The following is a 24,257-nucleotide window of genomic DNA, read 5'->3' as shown; positions in this document are numbered from 1 at the left end:
GGGCGGCGGGCGTCGCAACCGCTCAGCCGCGGATGATCCGCCCCTCCAGGCCCTGCACCGCCGCGATGAAGGCCTCGGGCACGGGCACGGCCTTGCGCGACCCGTCCAGCGCCACGCACACATAGGTCAAGCCGACGTCGGCCAGCAGTTCGTCGCCCCGGAATATCCCCACCCGCGGCTGGAACGAGCTCCGCCCAAACCGCTCGATCCGCGCGCCCAGCCGCAGCATCTCGTCGCAACGGGCGGACGCCCGGAAGTCCAGCTTCGCCCCGGCCGCGAACATGTCGATCCCCAGCCCCGTCGTGCCCTCATGCCCGGGCAGGCCGATCGCCCGGAAATACTCGGCCATCGCGACGTCGGCGTAGACCAGATAGTTCGGATTGAAGACCACCCCCTGCATGTCCACCTCGGCCCAGCGCACGCGCAGGGGCTCGAAGAAGGTGAAATCGGCGGGGGTCGAGGGGATGTCGAAGGCGGGCATGGTCACAGGCTAGGCGGCAATCTCATCGCCCCGCAAGGCGCCGCCGCGTCAGCCTCGCCGGCGCAGCCCCTATCTCCGGGCGGGCTTTCGCGGCGGCATATGCGATCCCAGCATCCACCAGATCCGGTCCCACGTCGTCCATCGCCGAGGCCCGTGGCGCATGGGATCGTCGAGCCAGGGAAGGCCATGGGCCTTCAGGTCTTCCAGCATCCCGGACAGCGCGGCCTCCACTGACGCAGGATCGTCGTCGCGATAATCGTACCAGACGTCAGTCCGCGCCGGGGTCAGCCACCCCAGGACGATGACGTGCCGGCCCTTCTGGTCGGGGAATGCGCTGTCCCCGAGACCGGCGCGGTCGCCGCCCCAGCCGAGGCCGTCTTCCAGGCTCAGTCGCCATACCGGCGCCGTCATCAATATCAGATGGACACTGGCGGACCCGGCGGTGTTTCGGGGATGCTGCTGGACATGGATGACATGGGTCCGCTCACCCGATTGTCTGGCATGGTTCCGCCCCCGCTGGGCGAAGCCCAACGCCGCCAACCGGGGATGCACCCGCGCTTTGAACGCCGCATCGAACTCCCGCATCGTCCATCCCCCGGATCACATCGAAGCGATGCTGCAGCCTGGCTCAGCCAAAGTCACCCGATCGCGGTCCGCCCACCATCCACGGCGGCTCGGGCATGGCCGCGCGAGCCTGGGCCTGGGCCCGGGTCCAGCGGTCGTGCAGATCCTCGAAATAGGGATCGTCCGCCTCGATCCGGCGCTCGTCGCCGCTGATCATGTCGCGGCGCAGGGTCAGCATGTCGAAGGGCGCGCCGACGCCGATATTGCTGCGCATCGTGGTCGAGAACGAGATCAGACCCAGCTTCACCGCCTCGGCCAGCGGCGTGCTCCCGCGCAGGCCGCTGACCAGGATGGGCTTGCCGTACTTGGCCTCGCCGATCTGCATGAAGGGCGTGTCGGCCCCGCACTCGATGAAATTGCCCTGGCTGTAGATCAGGTACAGCTGCATCGGCCCGCCGGCGATCTGGCCGCCCAGCAGCATCGAGGCCGAGGTGTTCAGGCTGTCCGCCTCCAGCGCCGGAGCGATCGACTGGCGCACGTTACGCAGCGCATGGCCCAGCAGTTGCGCGCAGCGGAACAGCGACGGGGCGTTCTCCAGCGTCTCGGGCTCTTCGCCGACGTTCAGGTGGACGCCCTCGCGAACCATGGCCAGCGCCGTCTGGGTCACCGACAGATTGCCCGCCGTGGCCACGGCCAGCACCCGCTCGCCCGGATGATCGACGACATGCAGCTTGCGATAGGACGAGATGTTGTCGACGCCCGCATTGGTGCGGGTATCGGCGATCATCGCCAACCCCTCATCGACCAGCAGGCCCACGCAGTAAGTCATTGGACGTGTCGTATCCCGCGAACGTCAGAATTCGTCCGACCGTAACAGATTCCCGCGACGTACGACCCCACGGCTACGCCTGCTGTTGGCCCTGTTGCATGTCCGCATCACGCACGGTCAGCTTGACCGCCAGCCGCTCTCCGCCGCCGCCGTAACTGGCCCCGCGCACCGGGGCGGCGCCGAGGTAGTCCAGCCCGGTGGCGATGCGGACGTAGCGCTCGGTCGGGCAGATGCCGTTGGCCGGATCGAAGCCGACCCAGCCCAGCCCCTCGATCCAGGCCTCGGCCCAGGCGTGGGCGGCCTCCTGGTCGGCCCGGTCGCGCCGCGCCAGATGGCCCGAGACGTAGCGGGCGGGCACGCCCATGTGACGGGCGCAGGCGATGAAGACGTGGGCGTGGTCCTGACAGACCCCCCGGCCCAGGGCCAGGACCTCGCTGGCGGTGTGGGTGGGCGTGGTCACTCCGACCTCGAAGGCGACCGAGCCGTTGATGGCCGCCATCAGCCGGTGCATCCGCTCCAGCGGCGGATGAGCCTGGAACTCCGAGGCGAAGACCGAGATCAGCTTGTCCCGCTTCGTCAGGTCCGTGTCGCGCAGGAAGACCAGCGGCGACAGCCTTTCCTGGTCCGGTGGGATCACGCCCGCCGTGTCGCTGGTCACCACCTCGCCGGTCACCCGGATGGTCAGGCTCCTGGTCGGCTGCTCGGTATAGAGGGCGTGAACGATGTTGCCGAAGGCGTCCTCCGAGCGGCGCAGGCGGGCGTCGACGTCCGTCTCCACCTGCCAGTCGCGCACCGTCTGCGCCTCGCTGGAGCGTGGCGTCAGGCGCAGGCTCTGGATGATGAACCTGGCCGCCCGGTCGTAGGCGTAGGTCGTGGCGTGGTCGATCCGGATACGCATCAGCTCAGGTACTGTTCGGTGATGGCCTGCCCCAGCCGACCGTTCTCGGCGAGGAAGCTCTGGATGTATTCGTGCAGGCCGGCCTGGAAGATGGTCTCGATCTTCGAGGTCTCGAAGGCCCGCATCCGCTCCGCCGCCAGCCGCTGGGCCGGACCGCGCCGGCCGTAGTCGCTGGCCAGCCGTTCGAGGTAACGCACGATCGAGGTCTGGCAGCTGGCCAGCGAGCGCGGCATCTGCCGGTTCAGCACCAGCAGGTCGGCCACCAGCCACGGCTTGACCGAGTCCCGGTAGACCCAGCGATAGGCCGTCAGCGCCGACACCTCGCGCAGCAGGGTCGTCCACTGGAAGTAATCCAGCTGCCCGCCGACCCGTTCGCCCTCGGGCAGCAGCAGGTGGTATTTCACGTCCAACAGGCGGGCGGTGTTGTCGGCCCGCTCGATCGCCGCGCCCAGGCGCAGGAAATAATAGCCGTCGTTGCGCAGCATGGTCCGCGAGGCCGCGCCCTCGACCGACAGGGTGACCGTCTTCACCCACTCCAGGAAGTGGCCGAAGTCGTCACGGCGGGTCGGCTGGCCCTGCTCGGCCAGGCCGTTCCAGGCGCCGTTGATCGCCTCCCAAAGCTCGACCGTCAGGGCCGTGCGCACCGACCGCGCATTGGTCCGCGCCCGGGTGATGCAGGCGGTGATCGACGAGGCGTTGTCTGGCGCGAAGGCCAGGTATTCGCGCACCGACTTCTCGGTCGGCGACCGGCCCAGCGCCCTGGGCGCCCCGGCCGAGGCGAGCGCGCTGGCCCACACCGTCTCGGCGTCGCCGTCGCCCCGGGTCGGGATGGCGGCCAGCCGGATGGTGGCCTCCAGGATGCGGGCCAGGAAGTCGGCCCGCTCGATATAGCGGCCGGTCCAGTACAGGCTGTCTGCGGTTCGAGAGAGCATCAGACGTCCAGCACCCAGGTGTCCTTGGTTCCGCCGCCCTGGCTGGAGTTGACCACCAGCGAGCCGGGTTTCAGCGCCACGCGCGTCAGCCCGCCAGGCGCCACCTTCACCCCGTCGGGGCTCGACAGCACGAAGGGCCGCAGATCGACGTGGCGGCCGTGCAACTCGCCCTTGTCCAGCGTCGGCGCGGTCGACAGGTCCAGCGTCGGCTGGGCGATGAAGTCGTCGGGGTCGTTGATCAGCTTCTTGCGGAAGGCCTCGATCTCGCTCTTCGACGCCGCCGGACCGACCAACATGCCGTAGCCGCCGGAGCCGCCGACCTCCTTGACCACCAGGTCGCCGAGATTGGCCAGCACGTGCTTCAGCGCGTCGGGTTCGCGGCATCGCCAGGTCGGCACATTCTTCAGGATCGGCTCCTCGCCGGTGAAGAAGCGGATGATCTCCGGCATATAGGTGTAGACCGCCTTGTCGTCGGCCACGCCGGTGCCGACCGCATTGGCCAGCGTCACCGTCCCCGCCTCATAGGCGGTCATCAGCCCCGGCACGCCCAGCGCCGAGTCCGGGCGGAAGGTCAACGGATCCAGATAGGCGTCGTCGATCCGGCGATAGACGACGTCGACCTGTTTGCGGCCCTCGGTCGTGCGCATGAAGACCCGTCCGTCGTCGACGAACAGGTCGCGCCCCTCGACCAGCTCCACCCCCAGCTTGTCGGCCAGGAAGCTGTGCTCGTAATAGGCCGAGTTGAACGGCCCGGGCGTCAGCACCACGATGGTCGGATCGGCGCCCGCCGCCTCGGGCGCGCAGGCCCGCAGACTGGCCAGCAGCATGTCCGCATAGGTCTCGACCGGCCGCACCGGATAGTCGGCGAACAGGTCGGGGAACAGCCGCATCATCATCTCGCGGTTCTCCAGCATGTAGGAGACCCCCGACGGCGTGCGGCAATTGTCCTCCAGCACGTAGAAGCCGTCCTCGCCGGTGCGCACCAGATCGACGCCGGCGATCTGCACCCAGATGTCGCGCGGCGGGCGGCGGCCCTGCATCTCGGGCGCGTACTGCGGATTGGTCAGGATCAGCTCGGCCGGGACGATCCCCGCCTTCAGGCACTCCTGCGCGCCATAGACGTCGGCGAGGAAGGCGTTGATCGCCGACACCCGCTGGATCAGCCCCTTCTCCAGCCCCGCCCATTCGGTCGCGCCGATGATCCGGGGCACGACGTCGAAGGGGATCAGCCGCTCGCTGGACTCGGCGTCGCCATAGACCGCGAAGGTGACCCCCATCCGCCGGAAGAACAGCTCCGCCTGGCGCGAGCGCGCCTGCAGCAGGCCCTCGGGCGCCTCCGCAAGCCAGCGCGCCAGACCGCGGTAGCTTTCACGGACATCGCCCCCGTAGCTGGGCGCCCCACCGGACATTTCGTCAAAGGCCATGCCGCTCCCACCGCAATCAAATTGCAGCGTGACCCGACAAGCGACACCGGCGCAACAGTAATGTTGCGCTGCGGCAAAGGTTGAGCCGGCGTTAGCCCTGTCCGCCGTGCCCCGACGCGCTAGGGTTTGCCGTCCACGGAGCGAAGGTCACGCGGGCGACGCGCCAGCTTCACCTACCGGTCGTCGCACCGTCGCTTCGGCGGCATACAGCCCCGCTAGGTCGGGCTCCTCACATCGGGGGCCCCGTCATGATTCATCGCGTTCAACGTCCGTCCATCCTGCTCGGCGCCAGCGCCCTCGGCGTCGTCTGGGCCCTGGCCGGAACCGCTTCGGCTCAAGAGGCCGGCGCCACCCAGTTGGACGAGGTCGTCGTCACCGCCCAGCTGCGCCAGCAGAGCGCCGTCGAGGTGCCCTTCGCCCTGACCGCCTACAACGGCGAGCGCCTCGAGAACCTCGGCGTGCAGGACTTCGAGGAGCTGTCGGCCTTCACCCCCGGCTTCCTGGTGCAGAACCAGTCGCCCAACAACCCGGGCTTCGTGATGCGCGGCATCACCTCGGACTCGGGCGCCGCCACCTCTGAACCGCGCGTCTCGGTCTTCCAGGACGGCGTCTCCATCTCCAAGTCGCGCGGCTCCTATGTCGAACTGTTCGACATCGAGCGCGTCGAGGTGGCCAAGGGCCCGCAGTCGACCCTCTACGGCCGCGGCGCCCTGATCGGCGCGGTCAATGTGATCCAGAACAAGGCCGAGATCGGGGAGCTGGACGCCGCCGGCCGCTACGGCGTCGGCGACTTCAACTACATCGTCGGCGAGCTGATGGTGAACGCGCCCATCGGCGACAACGCCGCCATCCGCTTCGCCAGCCGCATCAAGTCGCGTGACGGCTATGTCGAAAACCTGCTCGGCGGACCCGCCTACAACGGCTTCGACACCCAGGCCTTCCGCCTGTCGGGCGCCTTCGAGCCGAGCGACGGCTTCCGCTTCGACCTGATCGCCAACTTCCAGCAGGACGATTCGCCGGGCACCTCGTTCAAGTCGCTGGCCTTTACGCCCCAGGATCCGAACACCGGCGCCGTCCTCGGCACGTCTGAGCCCTGGACCGGCGGCGCTCTGACGCCTTCGGCCCTGTTCGACGGCGGCAAGCAACTGGGTCTGCACCGTGAGGTCTGGGGTGTGACGGGCCTCGCCCGCATCGATCTGACCGACAGCCTGACCCTGACCTCGACCAGCGCCTATCGCCGGTTCAAATCCTACGAAACCTTCGACGCCGACGGGGTCTCCCTGCCGATCCTGACCGCCGCCGAAGAAGCCTACGGCAAGCAGACCAGCCAGGAGTTCCGCCTCAACTACGATAACGGCGGCCGCTTCTCCGGCTTCGCCGGCGTCGGCTACTTCTCCGAAGAAGGCTATCAGCGCACGCCCACCCAGTTCGACGAGCGCATGGCCCTGGCCCAGCTCTCGGGCGTGCTGGACGGCAACCCGACGGCGGTCGGCCGCAACACCCTTCCGGCCGCGGCCTATCCGACGGTCGCCCAGGGCGTGATCGCCCAGCTGCTGACCCCGCTGGGCGCCGGCGCCCTGGCCCCGGCGATCACCGCCAATCTGAAGGCGGCCCATATCGAGACGCCGATGAACTCGTCGGAGCTGGAATCGTTCGACGTGTTCGCGGACGCGACCTACGCCTTCACCGACCGGTTCGAGATGGCGGCCGGCATCCGTTACACCCGCGATGAAAAGACCGCCGGCTACGCCTCCAGCGTCCAGAGCCGCTCGATCCTGGGCGGCCTTCTGGCGATCCAGCAAGGCGCCGTGCCGCCGGCCCAGATCCCGGCCCTGCTCGGCGCCCTGGCGACCCCGGGCGCCGTCAACCTGCCGGCCAACCTGCTGCCGCTGTTCGGCCTGACCGCCCAGCCGACCGTCAACAACGGCGACTTCGTCTACGGCGACCATGAAGACGCCGGCATGACCTGGCGCGTGACCGCACGCTACGCCCTGTCGGACGACGCCAACCTGTACGCCAACTACGCCCGCGGCCGTCGTCCCGAGGTGTTCGCCCCCATCGCGCCGTCGGCGCCCGGCGGCGTCGTGAACTTCGGGCAGATCGACGCCGAGACCGTCGACAGCTTCGAGATCGGCGCCAAGGCCGCCCTGATGGACCACACCCTGCGTCTCGACGGCGCCGTCTATCTCTACAACTACGAAAACTTCCAGACGACGGTCCAGGACGGCATCCAGTTCGCCATCACCAACGCCGGCAAGGCCGAGGCCTATGGCTTCGAAGGCCAGGCGGTGTGGGCCGTCGGCGAGCAGTTCGAGGTGTTCGGGACCTACAGCTACAACCACGCGCGCTTCAAGGCGGGCATCTACGAGGGCAACCACCTGCGCCTGTCGCCGGACCATCGCGCCTCGATCGGCGCGATCTGGACCCTGCCGATCGCTGGCGGCTCCCTCCAGGTCACGCCGACCTACAGCTGGCAGTCCGAAGTCTTCTTCGACGATGACAACGACCGCACCGATCTGCAGGCCCGCAACCTGGTCCCCGACCGGATCGTGGACGAGGTCCAGGACGGCTACGGCCTGCTGAACCTGCGCCTGCGCTATGCGCCGAACGACGGAAACTGGTCGGTCGAGGCCTTCGCCGACAACCTGCTGGACGAAGAGTTCATCAAGGACGCCGGCAACACCGGCGATGCGCTCGGCATGCCGACCTTCATCGCCGGCGAGCCCCGCACCGTCGGCATCGTCTTCGGCGTCAAGTACTGAGGTCCGGCGCATGACCCTTCACCGTCGCGGCCTTCTCGGCCTCATCGGCGCCGGCGCGGCGGGCGCGGGCCTGCCCGCCTCCGCCCGCTCCGCCCAGGCGGTCGCCTTCCAGCACGGGGTCGCTTCCGGCGATCCCCGCGCCGACGGCGCCGTGATCTGGACCCGGGTGACCCCGTCCGATCCGTCGGCGCGCGGCATCCGCGTGGACTGGTCGGTCTGGCGCGACGGCGACGCCTCCGCCGCCGTCGCGGGCGGCACGATCGAGACCGGCCCGGAGCGCGACTTCACGGTGAAGATCCCCGTCACGGGCCTGCAGCCCGGTGTCGAATACCGCTACGCCTTCACCTCGGGCGAGATGCGCTCGCCGCAAGGCCGGGTCCGCACCCTGCCCGTCGGCGCCAATCCCGAGACCGTCCTGGCCGTCGTCTCGTGCCAACTCTATCCGGGCGGCCTGTTCAACGCCTACGACGCCGTCTCGAAGCTGGAACGCCTCGACGCGGTCGTCCACCTGGGCGACTACATCTACGAATACGGGGCCGAGGCCGGCGACTACGGCATGGACCACGGCGCGGCCCTGAACCGCGCCCCCGTTCCCGCCCATGAGATCGTCAGCCTGGCCGACTACCGCCAGCGCCACGCCCAGTACAAGACCGACCCCGACCTGCAGGCGGCCCACGCCCGCGCCGCCTTCATCTGCGTCTGGGACGACCACGAGGTCGCCAACGACACCTGGACCATGGGCGCGGAAAACCACACGCCCGCGACCGAAGGCGACTTCGGCGCCCGCAAGGCCGCGGCGCTGAAGGCTTACTTCGAGTGGATGCCGATCCGCGAACCGGAAGGCGGCCTGACCGAGGAAGCCATCTACCGCAGCTTCGACTTCGGCGACCTGGCCAGCCTGCTGATGGTCGAGACCCGGCTGACGGCGCGCAACGAGCAGCTGACCTACGCCGCCGACATGCCGATGACCGCCGCCGGTCCCGACCTCGCCGCCTTCGAGGCCAAGCGCAACGACCCGGCCCGTGACCTGCTGGGCGACCGTCAGCGCGACTGGATCAAGACCACCCTGCAGGCCTCCAGGGCCGCCGGCCGGCCGTGGCAGGTGCTGGGCAACCAGGTCGTCATGGCCCGCGTGCAGGGGCCGGACATCTCCAAACTGGCCTCGCGTCTCGAGATCATGGCCCTGATGGCCAGCCTCAAGCCCGAGATCCGCGCCCAGGTCCAGCAGGCCCAGCAGCTGTTCAGCCTCGGTGTGCCCTTCAATCTCGACAGCTGGGACGGCTATCCCGCCGGGCGCGAGCGCCTCTACGCCGCCTTCGCCGAGGCCGGGGTCGAGCCCATCGTCCTGGCCGGCGACAGCCACGCCTTCTGGGTTAACGACCTGAAGGACGCCGGCGGAACCCGCCGCGCGGTCGAGTTCGGGACCAGCTCGATCTCCAGCCCCTCCCCCGGCGACCATGTCCCCGGCGTGCCCCTGGGCGCGGCGCTGAATGCGGCCAACCCCGAGGTCATCCTCTGCGACCAGTCGGCCAAGGGCTACGTCCTGCTGACCCTGACGCCGCAGGCGGCCAAGGCCGAGCTGCGCACGGTCTCGACCATCGTGGCCAAACCCTACCGCGAGCGGACGCTGAAGACCTTCACCGTGGCCAAGACGGCGACGGGTCTGGGGCCGCTGGTCGAGGCCTGACCCATCAGGCCGATGAGCGGGCGTAGCGTCCGGGCGGCTGGCCCACATAGCGGCTGAAGGCGGTGCTGAAGGTGCTCGCAGAGCCGTAGCCGACGCGTTGCGCGACCTCGTCCAGTGCGAGGTCGCGGGCCCTCAGCAGGGTCTTGGCCAGCGCCATCCGCCACGCCAGCAGATACTCCATCGGCGCCATGCCGACGGCGCGGGTGAACCGGTCGAAAAAGACGGACCGCGACAGCGCCGCCGTCTGCGCCAGTTGCTCCACGGTCCAGGCCCGCGACGGCTCGCCGTGCATCCCGCGCATCGCCGCCGCCAGGCGGGCGTCCGCCAGCCCACGCAACAGTCCGGGCGGCGTCCCCTCCCCCGGCGCCGACCGCAGCGACTCGACCAGCAGCACCTCGACCAGCCGGGCCAGGATCAGATCGCGCCCCGGCCGGTCGGCCCGGGCCTCGTCCCCGACCAGTTCGACCAGCGCCGACAGCCGTCCCGGCCCCCGAATGTGGATCAGGGCGGGCAGCAGCGACACCAGCAGGGCCGCGTCCGGGCTGTCGAACGCGAAATAGCCGCCCAGCAGCCGGACGTCGGCCGGGCCGTCCGGGGTCCCATGCCGCAGCTCCCCGCCCGGCGCGGCCTCGTCCGGATCCATCAGCCGGGGCGTCGCCGGCTCGAACCCCGACAGCACGAAGCCGGGCGTGGCGGGCAGAAGGATGAAATCCCCGGCCTCGAGCACGACCGGCTCCTGCCCCTCCACCGCCAGCCGGCACCGGCCCTCCAGCACGGTGCAGAAGCTCGGATGGCCGAACGCGGCGTAACGCACCGCCCACCGCCCGGCCCCGCTGATGCCCTTGGCGAACACTGTCCGGGGCCGCAGCAGGCCGATGATTTCAGAGAGGGGGTCGCTCATTCTGGACGATCACAAATAAAATCCGGACTTCAGATCGTATAACGTCCTGATACGGCCCGCTAGCCTGATGAGGTCAACACAAGGACCTCCACCATGAAGACCGTTCTCATCACCGGCTGTTCCAGCGGATACGGCCTGGAAACCGCGCTTCACTTCCTCGACAAGGGCTGGACGGTGATCGCCACCATGCGCACCCCTCGTCCCGAGCTCTTCCCCGCCTCGGACAGGCTTCGCCTCCTGCCGCTGGACGTCACCCGTCCCGACAGCATCGCCGCCGTCGTCGCGGCCGCCGGCCCCATCGACGTGCTGGTCAACAACGCCGGCATCGGCCTGCTGGGGGCCTTCGAGGCCACTCCGATGGCGACCGTCCGCGAGATCTTCGAGACCAACACCTTCGGGACCATGGCCGTGACCCAGGCCTTCCTCCCGGGCTTTCGCCGGCAGGGCTCGGGCGTGATCGTCAACGTCACGTCCAGCGTGACCCTGGCCCCCATGCCGCTGGTCGCCGGCTACACGGCCAGCAAGACCGCGGTCGAGGGCTTCACTGCCTCGCTGGCTCATGAACTCGCCGGCTTCGGGGTGCGGGTGAAGCTCGTCGAGCCGGGCTACGGCCCTTCGACCCGCTTCACCGACAACTCGGGCGACCGCATGAACGGCCTGATCCCGCCCGCCTACGCCCCGTTCGCCGAAACAGTCTTCGCGGGCTTCCGGCCCGACATCGTGACCGTCCCGGCCGACGTGGCGGCCGGCGTCTGGCAGGCGGCCACCGACGGCTCGGACCGGCTCAGCTACCCCGCCGGCCCGGACGCGGTGGCGCTGGTCCGAAAGGCGTAATCGCAAACCGCCTCCGTCCGCTCGCGCGGCATCGATGATGTCAGCCTGAACGCGACCAACTCTCCGGCGGGACTGCTCCAAGCACGCAATTCGCCGGGGTCAGGCCTCGCTCAAGCAAGGCGAGATTGTGAACAGCCAAGGCACGCTCACGATGCCGCGCGGCCCGCACGCTTTCCTCATCGTGTGGGCCGCCAAAGTCGTCGATCAAGACAAATCCGGAGCCTCGCGAGACCTCGCCGTACGTCCTTTGATCGGCGCTACAGTTCAGACCCGGCGTGTACCAGTGATAGGGCTGATGGCTCATCCGCTTCGCGGTGGCGACCGGAGTCGAGGGATACGCCGCCAGCAACAAAGCCAGATCACCATCCGTCTGCACATGGAGCGCAGGCTGACCATCAATACTATTGATCGTGGTCAGCGCCGGTTCCTGCGCACCGGTGAGAACAATGCTGGCTATCAGCACCGCCAGCATCACCGAGCTCCGGCCTGATCCGCCGCCCGCGGCCCCGCGTTCTTCACATAGGTGTCCAACCAGCGGGTCATCTCCCACAGGGTGTGTCCCACCGACTCCCGCGCGCGATAGCCGTGGGCTTCCAGCGGCAGGACGACGTAGCGCACCGTCGCCCCCTGCCCCTTCAGCGCGGCGTAGAACCGCTCCGACTGGACCGGGAAGGTGCCCGAGTTGTCGTCCGCCTCGCCGTGGATCAGCAGGATCGGCTCGTTGACCTTGTCGGCGTAGGCGAAGGGCGACATCGCATTGTAGGTCTCCGGCGCCTCCCAGTAGGTGCGCTGCTCGGACTGGAAGCCGAACGGCGTCAGGGTCCGGTTATAGGCGCCCGACCGCGCGATGCCGGTGCGGAACAGGTCGGTGTGGGCCAGCAGGTTGGCGGTCATGAAGGCGCCGTAGCTGTGCCCGCCGACGGCGATCCGGTCCCGATCGGCCACGCCCAGCGCCACCACCGCGTCCACCGCCGCCTGCGCGTCGGCGGTCAGCTGCGCGATATAGGTGTCGTTCGGCTCGGCCCCGTCCTTGCCGATGATCGGGAAGGACGGATCGTCCAGCACCGCATAGCCCTGGGTCAGCAGGAACAGGTGGCTCGAGCCGCCCGGGCGCACGAAGCGGTTGGCGGTGTCCACCACCTGCCCGGCCACGGCGGCGTCGGTGAACTCGGCCGGATAGGCCCACATCACCAGCGGCAGCGGGCCGTCGCGGTCCTTGTCATAGCCGGCGGGCAGATACAGCGTGCCCGACAGCTGCACCCCGTCGGCGCGGGCGTAGGTGATGGTCTGGCGCGACACGCCCGCCAGCTGCGGGGCCGGATCGGGGAAGGTCGTCAGGGCGACCGGAGCCGCGCCGTCCAGGTTGCGGACATACAGGTTCGGCGGATCGTTGCGGGTCTCGCGCCGCGTCACCAGTCGCCGCGCGCCGTCATCCAGCACGCCGACGATGCTCTCGTAGTCCCCGCTGGCCGAGGTCCACAGCCGCTCCGACTGGCCGGTGTTCAGGTCCATGGCCGCCAGGAAGGGATACTCCCCTTCCCGCGTCGCGCCCGCGCCCGTCATCAGCAGGCGGCCGTCGGCCGTGAAGCGGGCCACGCTGAAGCCTTGGGCGTTCGGCTGGGTCAGGGGGAAACCCGGATCGTCGTAGCGGGCCTGATAGTTCCGCTCCAGCAACACCCGGCCCGTCCCCGGGCGAGAGGGATCGACGACATAGCGGGTCTCGTGCCGGGTGTTGAACCAGCGGCTGTTGACCAGCGCCGTATCTGCATCGCCCCAGACAACGCCGCCGTAGCGCTCCTTCAGGTCGATCAGGGTCGTCGGCTGCGCATTGAACGGCGCGGCCAGCATGAAGACGCGGTCGCGGATTTCAGCGGCGGTACGGGGATCGCCCCCATCCTGGGCCTCGGCCCACACCAGTGTCGCCGGCGCGTCCGCGCGCCACTGCACCGAGCGCGGCCCCGGGGCCACGGCGTCGAACGGGGTCGGGATGTTGTCGCGCAGCGGCAGGTCCGAGACCTGGTGAACCGTGCGGCCCTGCAGGTCGATGACCCGCGTCTCCGACGGGAACAGATTGGCCGGCACCACATAGCTGTAGGGCCGCTTGACCGTCGTGGTCAGCACATAGCGCCCGTCCGGCGAGGTGCTGGCGCCCAGATAGACCGCCGGTTCGCCCAGGGCCCGCGCGCCCCGTCCGTTCAGGGGCACATAGGTCAGTTGGGAGGTGAAGTAGTGGTCGAACAGGGCTTCGTCGCCCGCGTCGGTCAGCAGGTCCTGATAGGTCCGCGCCGGGGCCACCCGGCCCATGCTCTCGGCCACGATGGGTCCGGCGGGCGGACGGCTCACGTCCGGCGCCGCGCCGCGGCCCTCCGGCGTCAGCCGCACCACCAGGCCGGCGCTGTCCGGCGTCCAGTCGAAGGCCGCGCCCGCCGCGGCGTTGACCCGCGCCTCGGTCAGCTTGCGCGACCGGCCCGAGGCCACGTCCACGACCCACAGCTCAAGGCCCGTCGGCGCGTCCATCAGCAGGGCCACCGACCGGCCGTCCGGCGCCCAGGACGGCGTCACGAAGCGGGCGCCGGCGGGCAGCTGCGCCGTCCGCGCCGCGCCGCCCGCGACCGGCTGGAAGCTCAGCCCCGTCAGCCAGGTCGTGCGGCTGTTGGCCTGACCGTTGTTGCGCGGGTTGATGCGGTAGCCGCCCAGCCGCAGCATCGGCTCGGCCAGTTCGGCGATCGGCGGCAGGTTCGAGCGGTCATAAAGCGCCAGGGTGACCCGGTCGGGCGACAGGCTCGAGCTCGGCGTCGGCTTGGTGTCCAGGATTTCGGCGATGGGCGACGGCGGCTGCTGGTAGGCCAGCGGTTCTTGCGCCGCCACCGGCCCCGCGAGGGCGGCCAGAAGCACGAAGGCGGGCAGGGCCCGGCCGAGCAGACGATGACGCATGAGATAGCCCCTTAGCCCCCCGCCACACGCGGGCGGCGTCACGCTAGGGTCGCGGCGTGGCTTCGGTCAAGCTACTGTTACGGTGTATCAGTCCGCGGCGGGGCCGGTTCCTGACCCACGAAACGCGCGTCCTTGGCCGCGAACCAGGCGTCGCGCAGGCCCTGACGCGGCATGTCGACGCCCAGCAGGGCCAACTGCCCGACCCAGGCCTCCGACACCTTCTCCACCGTCTCGGACACCCAGCCCGGCGCCTGCTGGTGCGACCAGTTCAGCGGCGAGACGGCGTTGAAGACCAGCAGGAAGGCCGTCGCGACCACCAGCGTCCGGCTGGTCCAGCGCGTGTCGCGCGCCGCTACCCCTTCGTCGTCCAGCGGCGGGGCGGGCGGAAAGGCGAACCGGCCTAGCGCGGCCAGCTTGTTCTCGCGCGTCGGCAGATCGTGGGCGTCGGCGCTCTGAATCCAGTCGCTGGGCGGATCGGGCGGCGTCTGCGCAGGCAGGCTCTCGTACAGCGGCGGGAAGGGCGAGTCCGGCCGGTGCGTGGGGAAGGGCTCCAGCGGAACCCCGCCCTCTCCTGTCTTGTCCCTGTCGTCGGTCATCTCGGGTCCAACGTTCTAGAACTGGAAATAGATGAAGGGCGCCACGCCCTCGGGCCGCACCGCCTCGACCAGCAGGATGGCGATGCCGATCAGCAGACCGAGGGTGATCGACGGCGCCGTCTTCAGCCGTTCGGCCACGCCCTCGATGGCGCGCGGCGGCAGCCAGTGCATGGCCAGCCCGCCCACGATCAGCGTCAGCAGCAGCGGCGTCAGCAGGGTCACCGGCCCGATCTGGCCCAGTCCCGCCAGCATGGCCATGGCCATCTCGAAGGTCTCGGCCCGGAACAGGATCCAGCCCAGGCAGACGATGTGGAAGGTGATCAGCACGCCCACCACCGTCGGCACGATCCTGCGGTCGCCGAACGCCGCCCTGAACAGCCGCTCGATCACCTGCACCCCGCCGTGCAGCGCGCCCCAGGCCAGGAAGGTCCACGCCGCTCCATGCCACAACCCGCCCAGCACCATGGTGATGAACACATTGATGCACGACGAGACCAGCCCCTTCCGACCGCCCCCCAGCGGCACATACAGATAGTCACGCAGCCAGCTGGACAGGCTGATGTGCCAGCGCCGCCAGAAGCTCTGCATCGAGCCGGCGCGGTACGGCTGGTCGAAATTGCGCGGGAAGGAATAGCCCAGCAAGGCCGCGATCCCGATCGCCATGTCCGAATAGGCCGAGAAGTCGCAGTAGATCTGCACCGCATAGCCATAGACCGCCGCCGCGATGTCGATGGCCGAATGCGCCGACGGGTCGAAGAACACCGGATCGACCAGGTTCACCGACAGCTCGGATGCGATCACCGTCTTCTTGAACAGGCCCCAGCAGATCAGCAGAAGGCCGTGCGTCGCCATCTCCCGCGTCAGCCGCGGGGCCCGCTCGAACTGCGGCAGCAGGTCCGACGCCCGCACGATGGGCCCGGCCACCAGATGCGGGAAGAAGCTCATCAGCAGCATGACGTCCAGCAGGCTCTTGGCCGGCGGCGTCTTCCCGCGATGCACGTCCACGACATAGCTGATGCCCTGGAAGGTGAAGAAGCTGATCCCCACCGGCAGCACGATCTGCAGCAGCGGCAGGTCCCGCTCCCAGCCGAACCGGGCCAGCAGGTCGCCCGCCTGTTCGACGAAGAAGCCGTAGTATTTGAAGAAGCCCAGGATGATCAGGTTGACCGCGACGCCCAGGCCGACCAGCCAGGCGCGCCGTGCGTCCGGCCCATCCCGCTCCATCCGGCGCGCGATCAGCGCCGCCACGCCCCAGTTCAGCACGGCCGACAGGATCAGCAGACCGACGAAGCGCCAGTCCCACTGGGCGTAGAAGAACCAGCTGGCCAGCAGCAGGAACACTTTCCGCCGCCCGTTCTCGCGATCCAGCGACCAGGTGGTGAAATAGACGAACAGGAAGAAGACGCCGAAGGCGAGCGTGGGGAACAGCACTACTCCGCTCCCCCGTTCGCCGCCTTCCAGCGGTCATAGGCGCCCATCAGGTCGCCGGTCAGAACGCCGCCGATCCAGTCGGCCCCCTCGGTCGTGAAATGCACCCGGTCGCCGCGCATCAGGGGCTCGGCCCTCAACGCCAGGCGATCCGACGAACAGTCTCCCCCCATCCGTCCGTGCCAGTCCCAGAACGCGACGCCCAGATCGGCGGCGACCCGGCGTTGCACGTCCCGGACCACCGCCAGCTTGGGCGGCGGCGCGCGCATGCCGTCGGCGCTGCACCCGTTCGAGACTCCGCCGCGCAACGCGTCCGGCGCGCCCAGGACCATCAGCGCGGCCGCGGGCGCCAACCGCCGCAACCGCGCGATCTGCCCGCGCAGCAGCGCCTCGTAGGCCACGCCGTCCAGCCCGTCGTCGAAGCCGTCATTGGTCCCGAAGGCCAGCACGATCAGGTCCGGCTTCCACGCCGCCAGCTCCACCGCCGCCGTCGTCTCGTCCCGCGCCGCCAGATCGCGCAGGCTGGCTCCGACGCGTCCCAGATTGGACAGGGTCACCCCCCGCGCCGCGCCGTCCAGCCGCACGGAATCGATTACCGTCCCCTCGCCCCGCGCCAGCAGCCGCACCGACCGCATCGGCCCGGGCAGGACCATGTCCCGGCAGGTCTCCTCGCCCCGACCCAGGTCCAGTTCGCGCCCCACTCCGCCGGCCTCGACCGACAGGACCGATCCGCCCGCTCCGGCCCGGCCGCAAACGCCCAGCACCGTCGCCTCGCTGCCCGGGTCCAGATCGAAGCCCATGACGCCGTCGCTGGCGCCTGTCGCGCGCACGCCCGACAGACCCACCCGCGGCGTCGGCGTTCCGGCCGGCGGCTGCAGCGGTGCGATCTCCGTCACCCAGCCCCGCGCGCCGACCGTCACCTGATAGGGGGCGTAGCCATCCCAGGGCACGCCCGGCGGCATCACCCCGCGTCCGGCCCGTCCGAAACGGCGCTGCAGGTCCACGCGGACCTTGCCGGTGATGCGGTCGCCCGCCGTGTGGCTGTCGCCGATCTGCAGGATGTGCACGGGCCGGTCGCGCGTTCCGGCCTCGGTCTCCGCCAAGGCCTCGAACACGCCGCCCAGCGCCTCGGGCTGGCACAGGCCGCCGGGGCAGACGCCCAGTCCCGGCTCCAGCGGCGGATTGGCGACATAGGCCGTCTGGGCCGCGGCCGGCGCCGCGATCAACCCGCCGCTCAACAGGATGGCGATCAGCGCGCCGGGCGCCGTTCTCACGATCAGGCCGCGGGCGCGGGGGTCGGGACGTTCAGCCCCGCATCACGCTTCAGCCGCTCGGCCACCGGCGCGCTCATGCGCAGGTATCCGGCCATCGACATGTGGATGCCGTCGTTGGCCCGCATCAGGGTGCGCTTGCCGGCGCCGTTCGGCAGATAGGCCTCATAGCCGCCCTCGCCGTTCGAGGTCAGGGCTGTCGTCTCGATATAGGGCACGCCCAGCGCCCGCATCCGCTCGGACACGACGCCGTTGATCAGCGCCATCCGCCCGTCGAAGCTTTCGCGCTTCATGCGCGGCAGGCCGACCCAGTAGACCGCCACGTCGCGGCTGCGCAGCAGGGCCACCAGATCGTCGACCCGTTTGGCGTACGCCGCCTTCCATCCATCGGTGCCGAAGGCGTGGATCTGACCGTCCAGTTCGATGCCCTGGGCGTCGTTGGTGCCGAACAGGATCACGGCCACATCGACCGGCTGCGCATCCAGCTGGCCGCGTGTCTTGGCCTGGATGTCGACGTAGTCGTAGCGGCTCAGGCCGGTCGAAACCTGCGAGAACTTGGTCACCGAGACATCGGGCGTGTGCTGCAGGTCGCGGTATAGGCCCGCATACAGGCCGTCGGCCATGGAGTCGCCGAACACCCCGATCCGCAGCCCCCCTTGGGCCAGGCGGGCGCTCAGCGGCGTCACCGCCACGGCGGCGGGCGCGGGCGTCGCGACGACGGGGGCGGTCTCGGTCTCGGCCGATGGCGGCGCGGAGGCGGCGGCCTGTCCGCCCAACAGCAGGGTCGGACGGCGCATCCACTCACGGCCGTCAGGCGTCAGCGCCAGGCCGGCGACCACGCCGACCACGAACACCGCCGTCAGTGCATTGATGCCGACCTTCAACGCGTTGTCCCCCGGAACTCCGTTTCGCCAGCCTTTTACCCTATCGGCGGCGGCCCGCCACCACGCGCCCGCGTGGCGCGAAGAAAAAGGTTAATGGGTGAGGGTTACGTCCATTCCTGACGCAGCGGTCGGCTAACCTGCAACCTGTCGCCACTACCCTGACGCCTGCGCCCACCGTCTCCCCCACCACAACGCGAAAAAGTGCACTAATGTGCACTCGTTTTTTTCCGACCCGCCGCACGGTTCGCACTGTTCGCACCCTGTTTTTCGGCCGCGCGGTTCGGCGCCCTTGCCCCGCCCCTCCCCCCGCGTTAGGGACGACCAAAGGCTGTCGATATTCATCAGACAGTGAAAACATGAGGAAGCGATGCGGAAGATCTTCCCCGACGCAAACGCCGCGCTTGAGGGCCTGACGTTCGACGGCATGACCGTCATGTCCGGCGGCTTCGGCCTGTGCGGCATTCCCGAGAAGCTGATCGCCGGCCTGCGCGACAGCGGCGTGAAGGGGATCACCGTCATCTCCAACAACGCCGGCGTCGACGGCTTCGGCCTCGGCCAGCTGCTCGAGACCAAGCAGATCGCCAAGATGATCTCGTCCTACGTCGGCGAGAACAAGGAGTTCGAGCGCCAGTACCTCGCCGGCGAGCTCCAGCTGGAGTTCAACCCGCAGGGCACCCTGGCCGAGCGCATCCGCGCCGGCGGCGCCGGCATCCCGGCCTTCTTCACCGCCACCGGCGTCGGCACCCTGGTCGCCGAGGGCAAGGAAGTGCGCGAGTTCGACGGCCGCCAGTACGTCATGGAGACCGGCCTCGTCGCCGACCTGGCCATCGTCAAGGCCTGGAAGGCCGATGAGCGCGGCAACCTCGTCTTCCGCAAGACGGCCCGCAACTTCAATCCGATGATGGCCACGGCGGGCAAGGTCACCGTCGTCGAGGTCGAGGAAATCGTTCCCGTCGGCTCGCTCGACCCGGACCACATCCACACCCCGGGCATCTACGTCGACCGTATCGTCCAGACGGTGTCCGAGAAGCGCATCGAACAGCGCACCATTCGCCAGCGGGAGACTGCATAATCATGGCCCGCACCCGCGAACAACTCGCCGAACGCGCCGCGCTCGAGCTCCAGGACGGCTTCTACGTCAACCTGGGCATCGGCATCCCGACCCTGGTCGCCAACTACATCCCGGACGGGATGGAAGTGACCCTGCAGTCCGAGAACGGCATGCTCGGCATGGGCCCCTTCCCCTATGACGACGAGGTCGACGCCGACCTGATCAACGCCGGCAAGCAGACCATCACCGAGATCCCCGAGAGCAGCTATTTCAGCTCCTCGGACAGCTTCGCCATGATCCGCGGCGGCCACATCAACCTGTCCATCCTGGGCGCCATGGAAGTGGCCGAGAACGGCGACATCGCCAACTGGATGATCCCGGGCAAGCTGGTGAAAGGCATGGGCGGCGCCATGGACCTGGTCGCGGGCGTCAAGCGCGTGGTCGTGGTCATGGATCACGCCAACAAGCACGGCCAATCCAAGGTCCTGAAATCCTGCACCCTGCCGCTGACCGGCACGGGCGTGGTCAGCCGCGTCATCACCGACCTGTGCGTCTTCGACGTCAAGCCGGACGGCGCGGGGCTGGAGCTCATCGAACTGGCCGACGGCGTCACCCTCGAGGAAGTCGCCGCCAAGACCGAAGCCAGCTACACCGTTGCCGCCGGGCTGAAGTCGTAGTTAACCTTTCGCCCGGCGGCCGCAGAGCTGCCGGGCGGGAGTAAGCTTATGGCGGACGGGGCCTATCGCTGGCTGGGCAATGCGCCCGCGCCGGACGCCGCGCGGGTGGACGCGATCCATGCCGCCTTGAACGACACGCAGGCCCACGCCTTCGCCGAGCCCAGCCGCGCCGCCGCCGTCGAGAAGATCGAGCGCGCCCTGGCCGCCGCCCGCACCGGCGACCTGACCGAGGCCCACGCCCGGCTGACCCACGCCCGCTCGGTGCTGGCGGACCTGCGGCCCGAGACGCTGGAGCCGCGCCGGGGGCTGGCGGGCCTGTTCGACAGCCGGGGCGGCCGCCTCAAGCGCTTCCGCGCCGCCTACGCCCGCACCGCCGCCTCCGTCGATGACGTGGCTCGCGACCTGACCGGCTGGATCGAGGGCGTCGGCCGCCGCTCGGGGGCCCTGGACGGCGTCTGGGCCGATGTGCGGGATGCGGTCGTGGACCTCGACGTCCACCTCGCCGCCGCCGCCCGCCGCCTGACCGGCCAGGCTCCGACCGAAGGCGAGGCCGCCCATCCGCTGGCCGAGCGCAAGGCCGCGCTGGACGCCTGCCGCGGCGCCGCCGTCGCCGCCCTGCCCCTGCTCCGCAACGCCCAGAACGCCGACGCCCGCTTCGCCGACCTGCTGAAGCCCTGCGCCGACGGCGCCGCCGCCTGGCGCGATGACTGGAAGAACGCGCTGGGCCTGTCCGGCCGCCGCCCGAAGAAGGTCCGCCCCGATCGCGAAAGCCTGCTGCGCCCCCGCGACGACCTGCTGGCCCGCATCGACCGCGCCCTCTCGGGCATCGCCGCCGCCCGCGCCCGTCGCGCCGAGGTCGAAGGCCGGCTGGCGGGACTGCGGCAGGGACTCTAGTCCGCCACGCGCCCGATCCGGACCAGCGCCCCGCTCGGATCACTGATCGCGAACTCATAGGTCCCCCACGGCTTCAGCCGGGGCCGGTCGTCGTTCAGGATCAGCTCGCGCACCCGCTCGGCCACGGCGTCCACGTCCTCGACGTACAGGTACAGCCCCAGGGCGTTGTCCTCGACCCGCGCCGGCCACCCCGGCGTCCGGTTCAGGTGCAGACGCCAGCCCTTGCCGTCCGACAGGAGGCGGTAGTCGCCGTGGTCGCTGACCACCTCCAGGCCGAGCCGCTGATAGAAGGCCGTGCTGGCCTCAAGGTCGCGGCACGGCACGATGGCGGCCACATGGTGCGCTTCGGTCATGGCGTCGGTTCCAAAGGACCGCGCAGCAGGCAGGCGGCGGTCAGCACCGACCATGCCGCGAACACGCCCGTCGCGACAGTGGCCGGGACCAGGCCGAAGGCGCCCCCGCCGTGGATCAGCCAACCGGCCGCCAGCCCCGCCGCCGCCAGTCCGACGATCCCGGCGCCCTTCGCGACAGGGTCCAGCCGCAGCATCCTGACGGCCCACAGCGCCATCGCCGTCGCGACCATCAGCATGCCGAACACCGCGAACGTCTGGTTCAGCGCCACCAGCACCGGGACCTGGATCCCCGCCGCCGCCTGCCCCGCCAGCCGCTCCGCCGCGAAGCCGTTGACCAGCGCCGCGACGATCAGGGCCGCCATCCCGCCCGTAAAGGCCATCCGGCCCGCCCGCGCCGACAGGTGCGTCTCGCCCAGCCGGCGCGGCAGGCTCGATCCGCCCAGGCCGATCAGCATCAGGCAGACGATCATCCCACCGTGCACCCCGGCGTTGCTCCAGTCCCCCAGCAGCAGACCGTCATCGGGGCCGCGCAGCGATGTCGGGTGATGCAGCATCAGCATCACCGACGCCCCGGTCCCCGCCAGCAGCAGACCGCCCGCCTGCCGCATCTCCCGTTTCATATCCATCCCGACCTCCGTTGAAGCCGCAGGTCTGGGCAAGGCGATCCGCGAGCGCGAGAGACGAACGCGCCCCGATGTCCGCTTCCGGACGATCAGGCCCGATTGTCCGCCATCGCCGCCGTGACCCGAGGTCCGTCCATGGCTATCGTCCGGCCATGGATCAGCCGTCGCCCCGCGATCTCGACCGCCGCATCCAGCGGACCCGCAAGGCGATCTCCGACGCCTTCATCGGCCTGCTGTTCAGCCGCCGCTACGGCGCGATCCGCACCGCCGACGTCATAGAGGCGGCGGGGGTGGGCCGTTCGACCTTCTATGAGCATTTCCGCAACAAGGACGAGGTCCTGGTCGCGGTCATCGAGCCCCTGTTCAATCCGCTGGCCGACGCGGCGGCGGGCCGGGGAAACCCGGGCTCCGTCCGTTTCATGCTGGACCATGTCTGGGAACAGCGCGCGGCGGGCCGGATGCTGTTCGAGCCGCCGCTGGCGACCAAGCTCCAGCGCAAGCTCGCCGCCATGATCGAGGCGCGTCTGCCGAACGACGAGGAGGACGCCACGCCGCGGGCGCTGGTCGCCATGGGCGCGGCCGCCGGCACGCTGGCCATGCTCCGGATGTGGCTGGCGGGCGAGGTCGCCTGTTCGTCGGAGACGCTCGCCCGCCGGCTTTTGGGGCGTTAGTTCGCCGCCCGCGCGTTCTGGTCGGTCCACTCGACGACCTGGGTGTTCAGGTCCCGCGCGGCCGTGTCGAAGGCGCTGACGATGGCGCCGATACGGTTCTCGCCGGTCGGCTGCTCGATGGTGAAGACGCGCTCCGCCGCCACGGTCCGGTCCTGGGTGTTCAGGAGGCGGACCCGCGCGATGATGGTCACGACGGGCGCCGCGCCAGGCGCACGATAGCGGGCCTCGAAGGCGCGCACATCGATGTCCAGCGCCTGCGACGCCCGCGTCAGTTCGCGCGTCCCCACCAGCCGCACGCGCGTGGCCTGGGCGGCGAAGGCGCTCTCCAGCGAGTCGCTGAACAGCACCTCGGCCGAGCTGACCCAGCGCGCGCCCTTGATGTAGGCGGCCTCGGTGCCGGTGACGCCGAGGATGCGGTCCTCGCGCACGGCCTGGGCGAACTCGGGACGGCGCAGGGCCACCTGTACGGCTGAAGCCGGGCTCTCCTGCTCGCTGACGCCCGAGGGCAGGTTGCCGAAGCGGTACATCTGCACCGGGTCCGGCGTGGACAGCAGCGAGCAGCCGCCCAGCAGCGCCGCGGCGGCGACGGCGAGGGCGGCGCCTTTCAGAACACGCATCACGGCTGCACCTCCATTTCGCGGGAAGACGGACGGTCGATGAACTCTCGCGGGCTGGCCCGCACGTCGTCGATCAGGGACTGCAGCGAGCGGGTCGCCTCGTCCAGCTGCTGGATCGACTGCTGCAGTTGCGGCAGGCCGGTCGTGGCGAAGTCGCCCAACGGCCGTTCCAGGTTGGTCGCCGAACGGTTGATCGAGGCCACGGCCTCGCGGGCCTCCTCGGCGGCGGCGTTGACGTTGGCCACGGCCCGCGCCCCGTCGCCCTCGACGACCCGACGGGTGCTGATGGCCAGTTGCTCATACTCGCCGACGGCGGCGTTGGCGCGGGTCAGCGCCTGCTCCAACTGCTCAAGCATGCCCTTGCGGGCTTCCAGCTCGGTGGTCAGGGACTCGATGTTCTTAAGGCTGGTCGAGAAGCTGCGCACATTGTCGTCGGACAGCACGCGATTGATCCGGTTCAGCGCATCCACGGTCTGGGCCAGCACCGTGCCCGAGCCGCTCAGCAGTTCGGCGATCGGCGACGGCTGACTCTGAATCACCGGCACCGAATTGGGCGCGTACTGGTCCTTCAGCTTGGCGCTGTTCGGGTCGCCGGCGGTGATCTGGATGTAGTTCAGCCCGGTGATGCCCTGCGGCTCCAGCTGGGCGCGGCTGGTCACGCGCACCGGCGTGGTGGCGTCCACCCGAATGCGGGCGATGACCTGGTCGCCCTTCTTCGGATCCAGGTTCAGGTCGGTGACCTCGCCCACGCGGATGCCGTTGAAATGCACCTCGCCGCCCTCCGACAGCCCGCGCACCGGTCCGTAGAAGACGATGTCGTAGATGTCGTAGTCGCTGTTGAACTGCAGGCGGGCCAGCCAGATCGTGAACACGGCCAGCGCCGCCAGAAGGGCGACGGTGGCGATGCCGACGGCGGCGTAGTGAGCGTCTCTTTCCATATTCCCGC

The 24,257-nt window shown here is 69.8% G+C and carries 24 protein-coding genes; 7 read left to right on the top strand and 17 right to left on the bottom strand.

The window, feature by feature from the left end:
• Positions 1-22: 22 nt before the first annotated feature.
• The 6 genes from AC1RRF_RS02465 to AC1RRF_RS02440 form a co-directional block, all read right to left on the bottom strand.
• Positions 23-481 (bottom strand): acyl-CoA thioesterase, encoded by a 459-nt coding sequence (locus tag AC1RRF_RS02465; RefSeq protein ID WP_492834125.1) that lies wholly within the window; start codon positions 479-481, stop codon positions 23-25.
• Between the two features lie 69 nt (positions 482-550).
• Positions 551-1,066 carry a hypothetical protein gene (locus tag AC1RRF_RS02460; protein ID WP_492832495.1) on the bottom strand — a complete coding sequence of 172 codons (516 nt, stop codon included), beginning with the start codon at positions 1,064-1,066 and terminating at the stop codon, positions 551-553.
• Positions 1,067-1,109: 43 nt separating this feature from the next.
• A complete protein-coding gene (locus tag AC1RRF_RS02455; RefSeq protein ID WP_492832493.1) occupies positions 1,110-1,874 on the bottom strand; it encodes a proteasome-type protease in 765 nt (254 codons plus the stop codon).
• A gap of 73 nt (positions 1,875-1,947) precedes the next feature.
• Positions 1,948-2,772 carry a transglutaminase family protein gene (locus tag AC1RRF_RS02450; RefSeq protein WP_492832491.1) on the bottom strand — a complete coding sequence of 275 codons (825 nt, stop codon included), beginning with the start codon at positions 2,770-2,772 and terminating at the stop codon, positions 1,948-1,950.
• Positions 2,772-3,704, bottom strand: coding sequence for an alpha-E domain-containing protein (locus AC1RRF_RS02445; RefSeq protein WP_492832489.1), 933 nt, complete (start codon positions 3,702-3,704; stop codon positions 2,772-2,774). Before AC1RRF_RS02445 ends, AC1RRF_RS02450 begins: the two co-directional genes overlap by 1 nt.
• A complete protein-coding gene (locus tag AC1RRF_RS02440; RefSeq protein WP_492832487.1) occupies positions 3,704-5,128 on the bottom strand; it encodes a circularly permuted type 2 ATP-grasp protein in 1,425 nt (474 codons plus the stop codon). The genes AC1RRF_RS02445 and AC1RRF_RS02440 overlap by 1 nt, the downstream gene beginning before the upstream one ends.
• 248 nt (positions 5,129-5,376) lie before the next feature.
• Here AC1RRF_RS02440 and AC1RRF_RS02435 point away from each other — a divergent pair, with 248 nt between their 5' ends.
• Together AC1RRF_RS02435 and AC1RRF_RS02430 are read left to right on the top strand one after the other, a co-directional pair.
• On the top strand, positions 5,377-7,890 hold the full coding sequence (locus tag AC1RRF_RS02435; protein WP_492832485.1) for a TonB-dependent receptor: 2,514 nt from the start codon (positions 5,377-5,379) through the stop codon (positions 7,888-7,890).
• 10 nt (positions 7,891-7,900) lie between these two features.
• The gene (locus AC1RRF_RS02430) at positions 7,901-9,577 is read left to right on the top strand and encodes an alkaline phosphatase D family protein (protein WP_492832483.1); all 1,677 of its coding nucleotides are present in this window, start codon (positions 7,901-7,903) and stop codon (positions 9,575-9,577) included.
• A 4-nt stretch (positions 9,578-9,581) separates the two neighbouring features.
• Here AC1RRF_RS02430 and AC1RRF_RS02425 read toward each other — a convergent pair whose 3' ends face one another.
• On the bottom strand, positions 9,582-10,478 hold the full coding sequence (locus tag AC1RRF_RS02425) for an AraC family transcriptional regulator (protein ID WP_492832481.1): 897 nt from the start codon (positions 10,476-10,478) through the stop codon (positions 9,582-9,584).
• A 93-nt stretch (positions 10,479-10,571) separates the two neighbouring features.
• On the opposite strand from AC1RRF_RS02425, the gene AC1RRF_RS02420 reads away from it, so the two are divergent.
• Positions 10,572-11,312 carry an SDR family oxidoreductase gene (locus tag AC1RRF_RS02420; RefSeq protein ID WP_492832479.1) on the top strand — a complete coding sequence of 247 codons (741 nt, stop codon included), beginning with the start codon at positions 10,572-10,574 and terminating at the stop codon, positions 11,310-11,312.
• A 40-nt stretch (positions 11,313-11,352) separates the two neighbouring features.
• Here the strand turns inward: AC1RRF_RS02420 and AC1RRF_RS02415 are convergent, their stop codons facing one another.
• From AC1RRF_RS02415 to AC1RRF_RS02390, 6 genes are all read right to left on the bottom strand, one after another.
• Positions 11,353-11,784 carry a hypothetical protein gene (locus AC1RRF_RS02415; RefSeq protein WP_492832478.1) on the bottom strand — a complete coding sequence of 144 codons (432 nt, stop codon included), beginning with the start codon at positions 11,782-11,784 and terminating at the stop codon, positions 11,353-11,355.
• Positions 11,784-14,246 (bottom strand): alpha/beta hydrolase family protein, encoded by a 2,463-nt coding sequence (locus AC1RRF_RS02410; RefSeq protein WP_492832476.1) that lies wholly within the window; start codon positions 14,244-14,246, stop codon positions 11,784-11,786. The genes AC1RRF_RS02415 and AC1RRF_RS02410 overlap by 1 nt, the downstream gene beginning before the upstream one ends.
• 77 nt (positions 14,247-14,323) lie before the next feature.
• A complete protein-coding gene (locus AC1RRF_RS02405) occupies positions 14,324-14,842 on the bottom strand; it encodes a hypothetical protein (RefSeq protein ID WP_492832474.1) in 519 nt (172 codons plus the stop codon).
• A 15-nt stretch (positions 14,843-14,857) separates the two neighbouring features.
• Positions 14,858-16,273, bottom strand: coding sequence for an MBOAT family O-acyltransferase (locus tag AC1RRF_RS02400; RefSeq protein WP_492832472.1), 1,416 nt, complete (start codon positions 16,271-16,273; stop codon positions 14,858-14,860).
• Positions 16,273-17,544 carry a GDSL-type esterase/lipase family protein gene (locus AC1RRF_RS02395; RefSeq protein ID WP_492832470.1) on the bottom strand — a complete coding sequence of 424 codons (1,272 nt, stop codon included), beginning with the start codon at positions 17,542-17,544 and terminating at the stop codon, positions 16,273-16,275. The genes AC1RRF_RS02400 and AC1RRF_RS02395 overlap by 1 nt, the downstream gene beginning before the upstream one ends.
• A gap of 2 nt (positions 17,545-17,546) precedes the next feature.
• On the bottom strand, positions 17,547-18,425 hold the full coding sequence (locus tag AC1RRF_RS02390) for an SGNH/GDSL hydrolase family protein (RefSeq protein ID WP_492832468.1): 879 nt from the start codon (positions 18,423-18,425) through the stop codon (positions 17,547-17,549).
• Positions 18,426-18,792: 367 nt separating this feature from the next.
• On the opposite strand from AC1RRF_RS02390, the gene AC1RRF_RS02385 reads away from it, so the two are divergent.
• Genes AC1RRF_RS02385 through AC1RRF_RS02375 form a run of 3 tightly spaced genes read left to right on the top strand, consistent with a single transcriptional unit; the run spans position 18,793 to position 21,047 of the window.
• Positions 18,793-19,497 carry a CoA transferase subunit A gene (locus AC1RRF_RS02385; protein WP_492832466.1) on the top strand — a complete coding sequence of 235 codons (705 nt, stop codon included), beginning with the start codon at positions 18,793-18,795 and terminating at the stop codon, positions 19,495-19,497.
• Positions 19,498-19,499: 2 nt separating this feature from the next.
• Positions 19,500-20,153, top strand: a complete 654-nt coding sequence (locus tag AC1RRF_RS02380) for a 3-oxoacid CoA-transferase subunit B (protein ID WP_492832464.1) — start codon at positions 19,500-19,502, stop codon at positions 20,151-20,153.
• Positions 20,154-20,201: 48 nt separating this feature from the next.
• Positions 20,202-21,047: a hypothetical protein gene (locus AC1RRF_RS02375; RefSeq protein WP_492832463.1), complete on the top strand. Its 846-nt coding sequence runs from the start codon at positions 20,202-20,204 to the stop codon at positions 21,045-21,047.
• Here the strand turns inward: AC1RRF_RS02375 and AC1RRF_RS02370 are convergent.
• Both AC1RRF_RS02370 and AC1RRF_RS02365 read right to left on the bottom strand, forming a co-directional pair.
• Complete coding sequence (locus AC1RRF_RS02370; protein ID WP_492832461.1) at positions 21,044-21,400, bottom strand: VOC family protein; 357 nt, start codon at positions 21,398-21,400, stop codon at positions 21,044-21,046. The two genes, AC1RRF_RS02375 and AC1RRF_RS02370, sit on opposite strands and share 4 nt — an antisense overlap.
• Complete coding sequence (locus tag AC1RRF_RS02365; protein WP_492832460.1) at positions 21,397-22,026, bottom strand: hypothetical protein; 630 nt, start codon at positions 22,024-22,026, stop codon at positions 21,397-21,399. Before AC1RRF_RS02365 ends, AC1RRF_RS02370 begins: the two co-directional genes overlap by 4 nt.
• Positions 22,027-22,175: 149 nt before the next feature.
• On the opposite strand from AC1RRF_RS02365, the gene AC1RRF_RS02360 reads away from it, so the two are divergent.
• Entirely contained in the window at positions 22,176-22,694 is a 519-nt protein-coding gene (locus tag AC1RRF_RS02360) for a TetR/AcrR family transcriptional regulator (protein ID WP_492832458.1), read from the top strand.
• On the opposite strand, the gene AC1RRF_RS02355 is transcribed toward AC1RRF_RS02360, so the two are convergent.
• Positions 22,691-23,311: an ABC-type transport auxiliary lipoprotein family protein gene (locus AC1RRF_RS02355; protein WP_492832456.1), complete on the bottom strand. Its 621-nt coding sequence runs from the start codon at positions 23,309-23,311 to the stop codon at positions 22,691-22,693. The genes AC1RRF_RS02360 and AC1RRF_RS02355 overlap by 4 nt on opposite strands.
• On the bottom strand, positions 23,311-24,249 hold the full coding sequence (locus AC1RRF_RS02350) for an MlaD family protein (protein ID WP_492832454.1): 939 nt from the start codon (positions 24,247-24,249) through the stop codon (positions 23,311-23,313). Before AC1RRF_RS02350 ends, AC1RRF_RS02355 begins: the two co-directional genes overlap by 1 nt.
• Positions 24,250-24,257: the final 8 nt, after the last annotated feature.

This window comes from Brevundimonas sp. GW821-FHT12C05 (assembly GCF_058807475.1).
Note: the sequence above shows the minus strand (reverse complement) of the source record. Positions and strands in the feature narration are given on the sequence as shown.

What these genes read in the sequence shown, in the direction of transcription:
- AC1RRF_RS02380 (WP_492832464.1), top strand. Translation starts at nt 19,500, where the DNA reads ATGGCCCGCACCCGCGAACAACTCGCCGAACGCGCCGCGCTCGAGCTC.
- AC1RRF_RS02465 (WP_492834125.1), bottom strand. Translation starts at nt 481, where the DNA reads ATGCCCGCCTTCGACATCCCCTCGACCCCCGCCGATTTCACCTTCTTC.
- AC1RRF_RS02375 (WP_492832463.1), top strand. Translation starts at nt 20,202, where the DNA reads ATGGCGGACGGGGCCTATCGCTGGCTGGGCAATGCGCCCGCGCCGGAC.
- AC1RRF_RS02435 (WP_492832485.1), top strand. Translation starts at nt 5,377, where the DNA reads ATGATTCATCGCGTTCAACGTCCGTCCATCCTGCTCGGCGCCAGCGCC.
- AC1RRF_RS02420 (WP_492832479.1), top strand. Translation starts at nt 10,572, where the DNA reads ATGAAGACCGTTCTCATCACCGGCTGTTCCAGCGGATACGGCCTGGAA.
- AC1RRF_RS02365 (WP_492832460.1), bottom strand. Translation starts at nt 22,026, where the DNA reads ATGGATATGAAACGGGAGATGCGGCAGGCGGGCGGTCTGCTGCTGGCG.
- AC1RRF_RS02415 (WP_492832478.1), bottom strand. Translation starts at nt 11,784, where the DNA reads ATGCTGGCGGTGCTGATAGCCAGCATTGTTCTCACCGGTGCGCAGGAA.
- AC1RRF_RS02360 (WP_492832458.1), top strand. Translation starts at nt 22,176, where the DNA reads ATGGATCAGCCGTCGCCCCGCGATCTCGACCGCCGCATCCAGCGGACC.
- AC1RRF_RS02445 (WP_492832489.1), bottom strand. Translation starts at nt 3,704, where the DNA reads ATGCTCTCTCGAACCGCAGACAGCCTGTACTGGACCGGCCGCTATATC.
- AC1RRF_RS02425 (WP_492832481.1), bottom strand. Translation starts at nt 10,478, where the DNA reads ATGAGCGACCCCCTCTCTGAAATCATCGGCCTGCTGCGGCCCCGGACA.
- AC1RRF_RS02430 (WP_492832483.1), top strand. Translation starts at nt 7,901, where the DNA reads ATGACCCTTCACCGTCGCGGCCTTCTCGGCCTCATCGGCGCCGGCGCG.
- AC1RRF_RS02450 (WP_492832491.1), bottom strand. Translation starts at nt 2,772, where the DNA reads ATGCGTATCCGGATCGACCACGCCACGACCTACGCCTACGACCGGGCG.
- AC1RRF_RS02350 (WP_492832454.1), bottom strand. Translation starts at nt 24,249, where the DNA reads ATGGAAAGAGACGCTCACTACGCCGCCGTCGGCATCGCCACCGTCGCC.
- AC1RRF_RS02460 (WP_492832495.1), bottom strand. Translation starts at nt 1,066, where the DNA reads ATGCGGGAGTTCGATGCGGCGTTCAAAGCGCGGGTGCATCCCCGGTTG.
- AC1RRF_RS02385 (WP_492832466.1), top strand. Translation starts at nt 18,793, where the DNA reads ATGCGGAAGATCTTCCCCGACGCAAACGCCGCGCTTGAGGGCCTGACG.
- AC1RRF_RS02405 (WP_492832474.1), bottom strand. Translation starts at nt 14,842, where the DNA reads ATGACCGACGACAGGGACAAGACAGGAGAGGGCGGGGTTCCGCTGGAG.
- AC1RRF_RS02455 (WP_492832493.1), bottom strand. Translation starts at nt 1,874, where the DNA reads ATGACTTACTGCGTGGGCCTGCTGGTCGATGAGGGGTTGGCGATGATC.
- AC1RRF_RS02410 (WP_492832476.1), bottom strand. Translation starts at nt 14,246, where the DNA reads ATGCGTCATCGTCTGCTCGGCCGGGCCCTGCCCGCCTTCGTGCTTCTG.
- AC1RRF_RS02355 (WP_492832456.1), bottom strand. Translation starts at nt 23,311, where the DNA reads ATGCGTGTTCTGAAAGGCGCCGCCCTCGCCGTCGCCGCCGCGGCGCTG.
- AC1RRF_RS02440 (WP_492832487.1), bottom strand. Translation starts at nt 5,128, where the DNA reads ATGGCCTTTGACGAAATGTCCGGTGGGGCGCCCAGCTACGGGGGCGAT.
- AC1RRF_RS02370 (WP_492832461.1), bottom strand. Translation starts at nt 21,400, where the DNA reads ATGACCGAAGCGCACCATGTGGCCGCCATCGTGCCGTGCCGCGACCTT.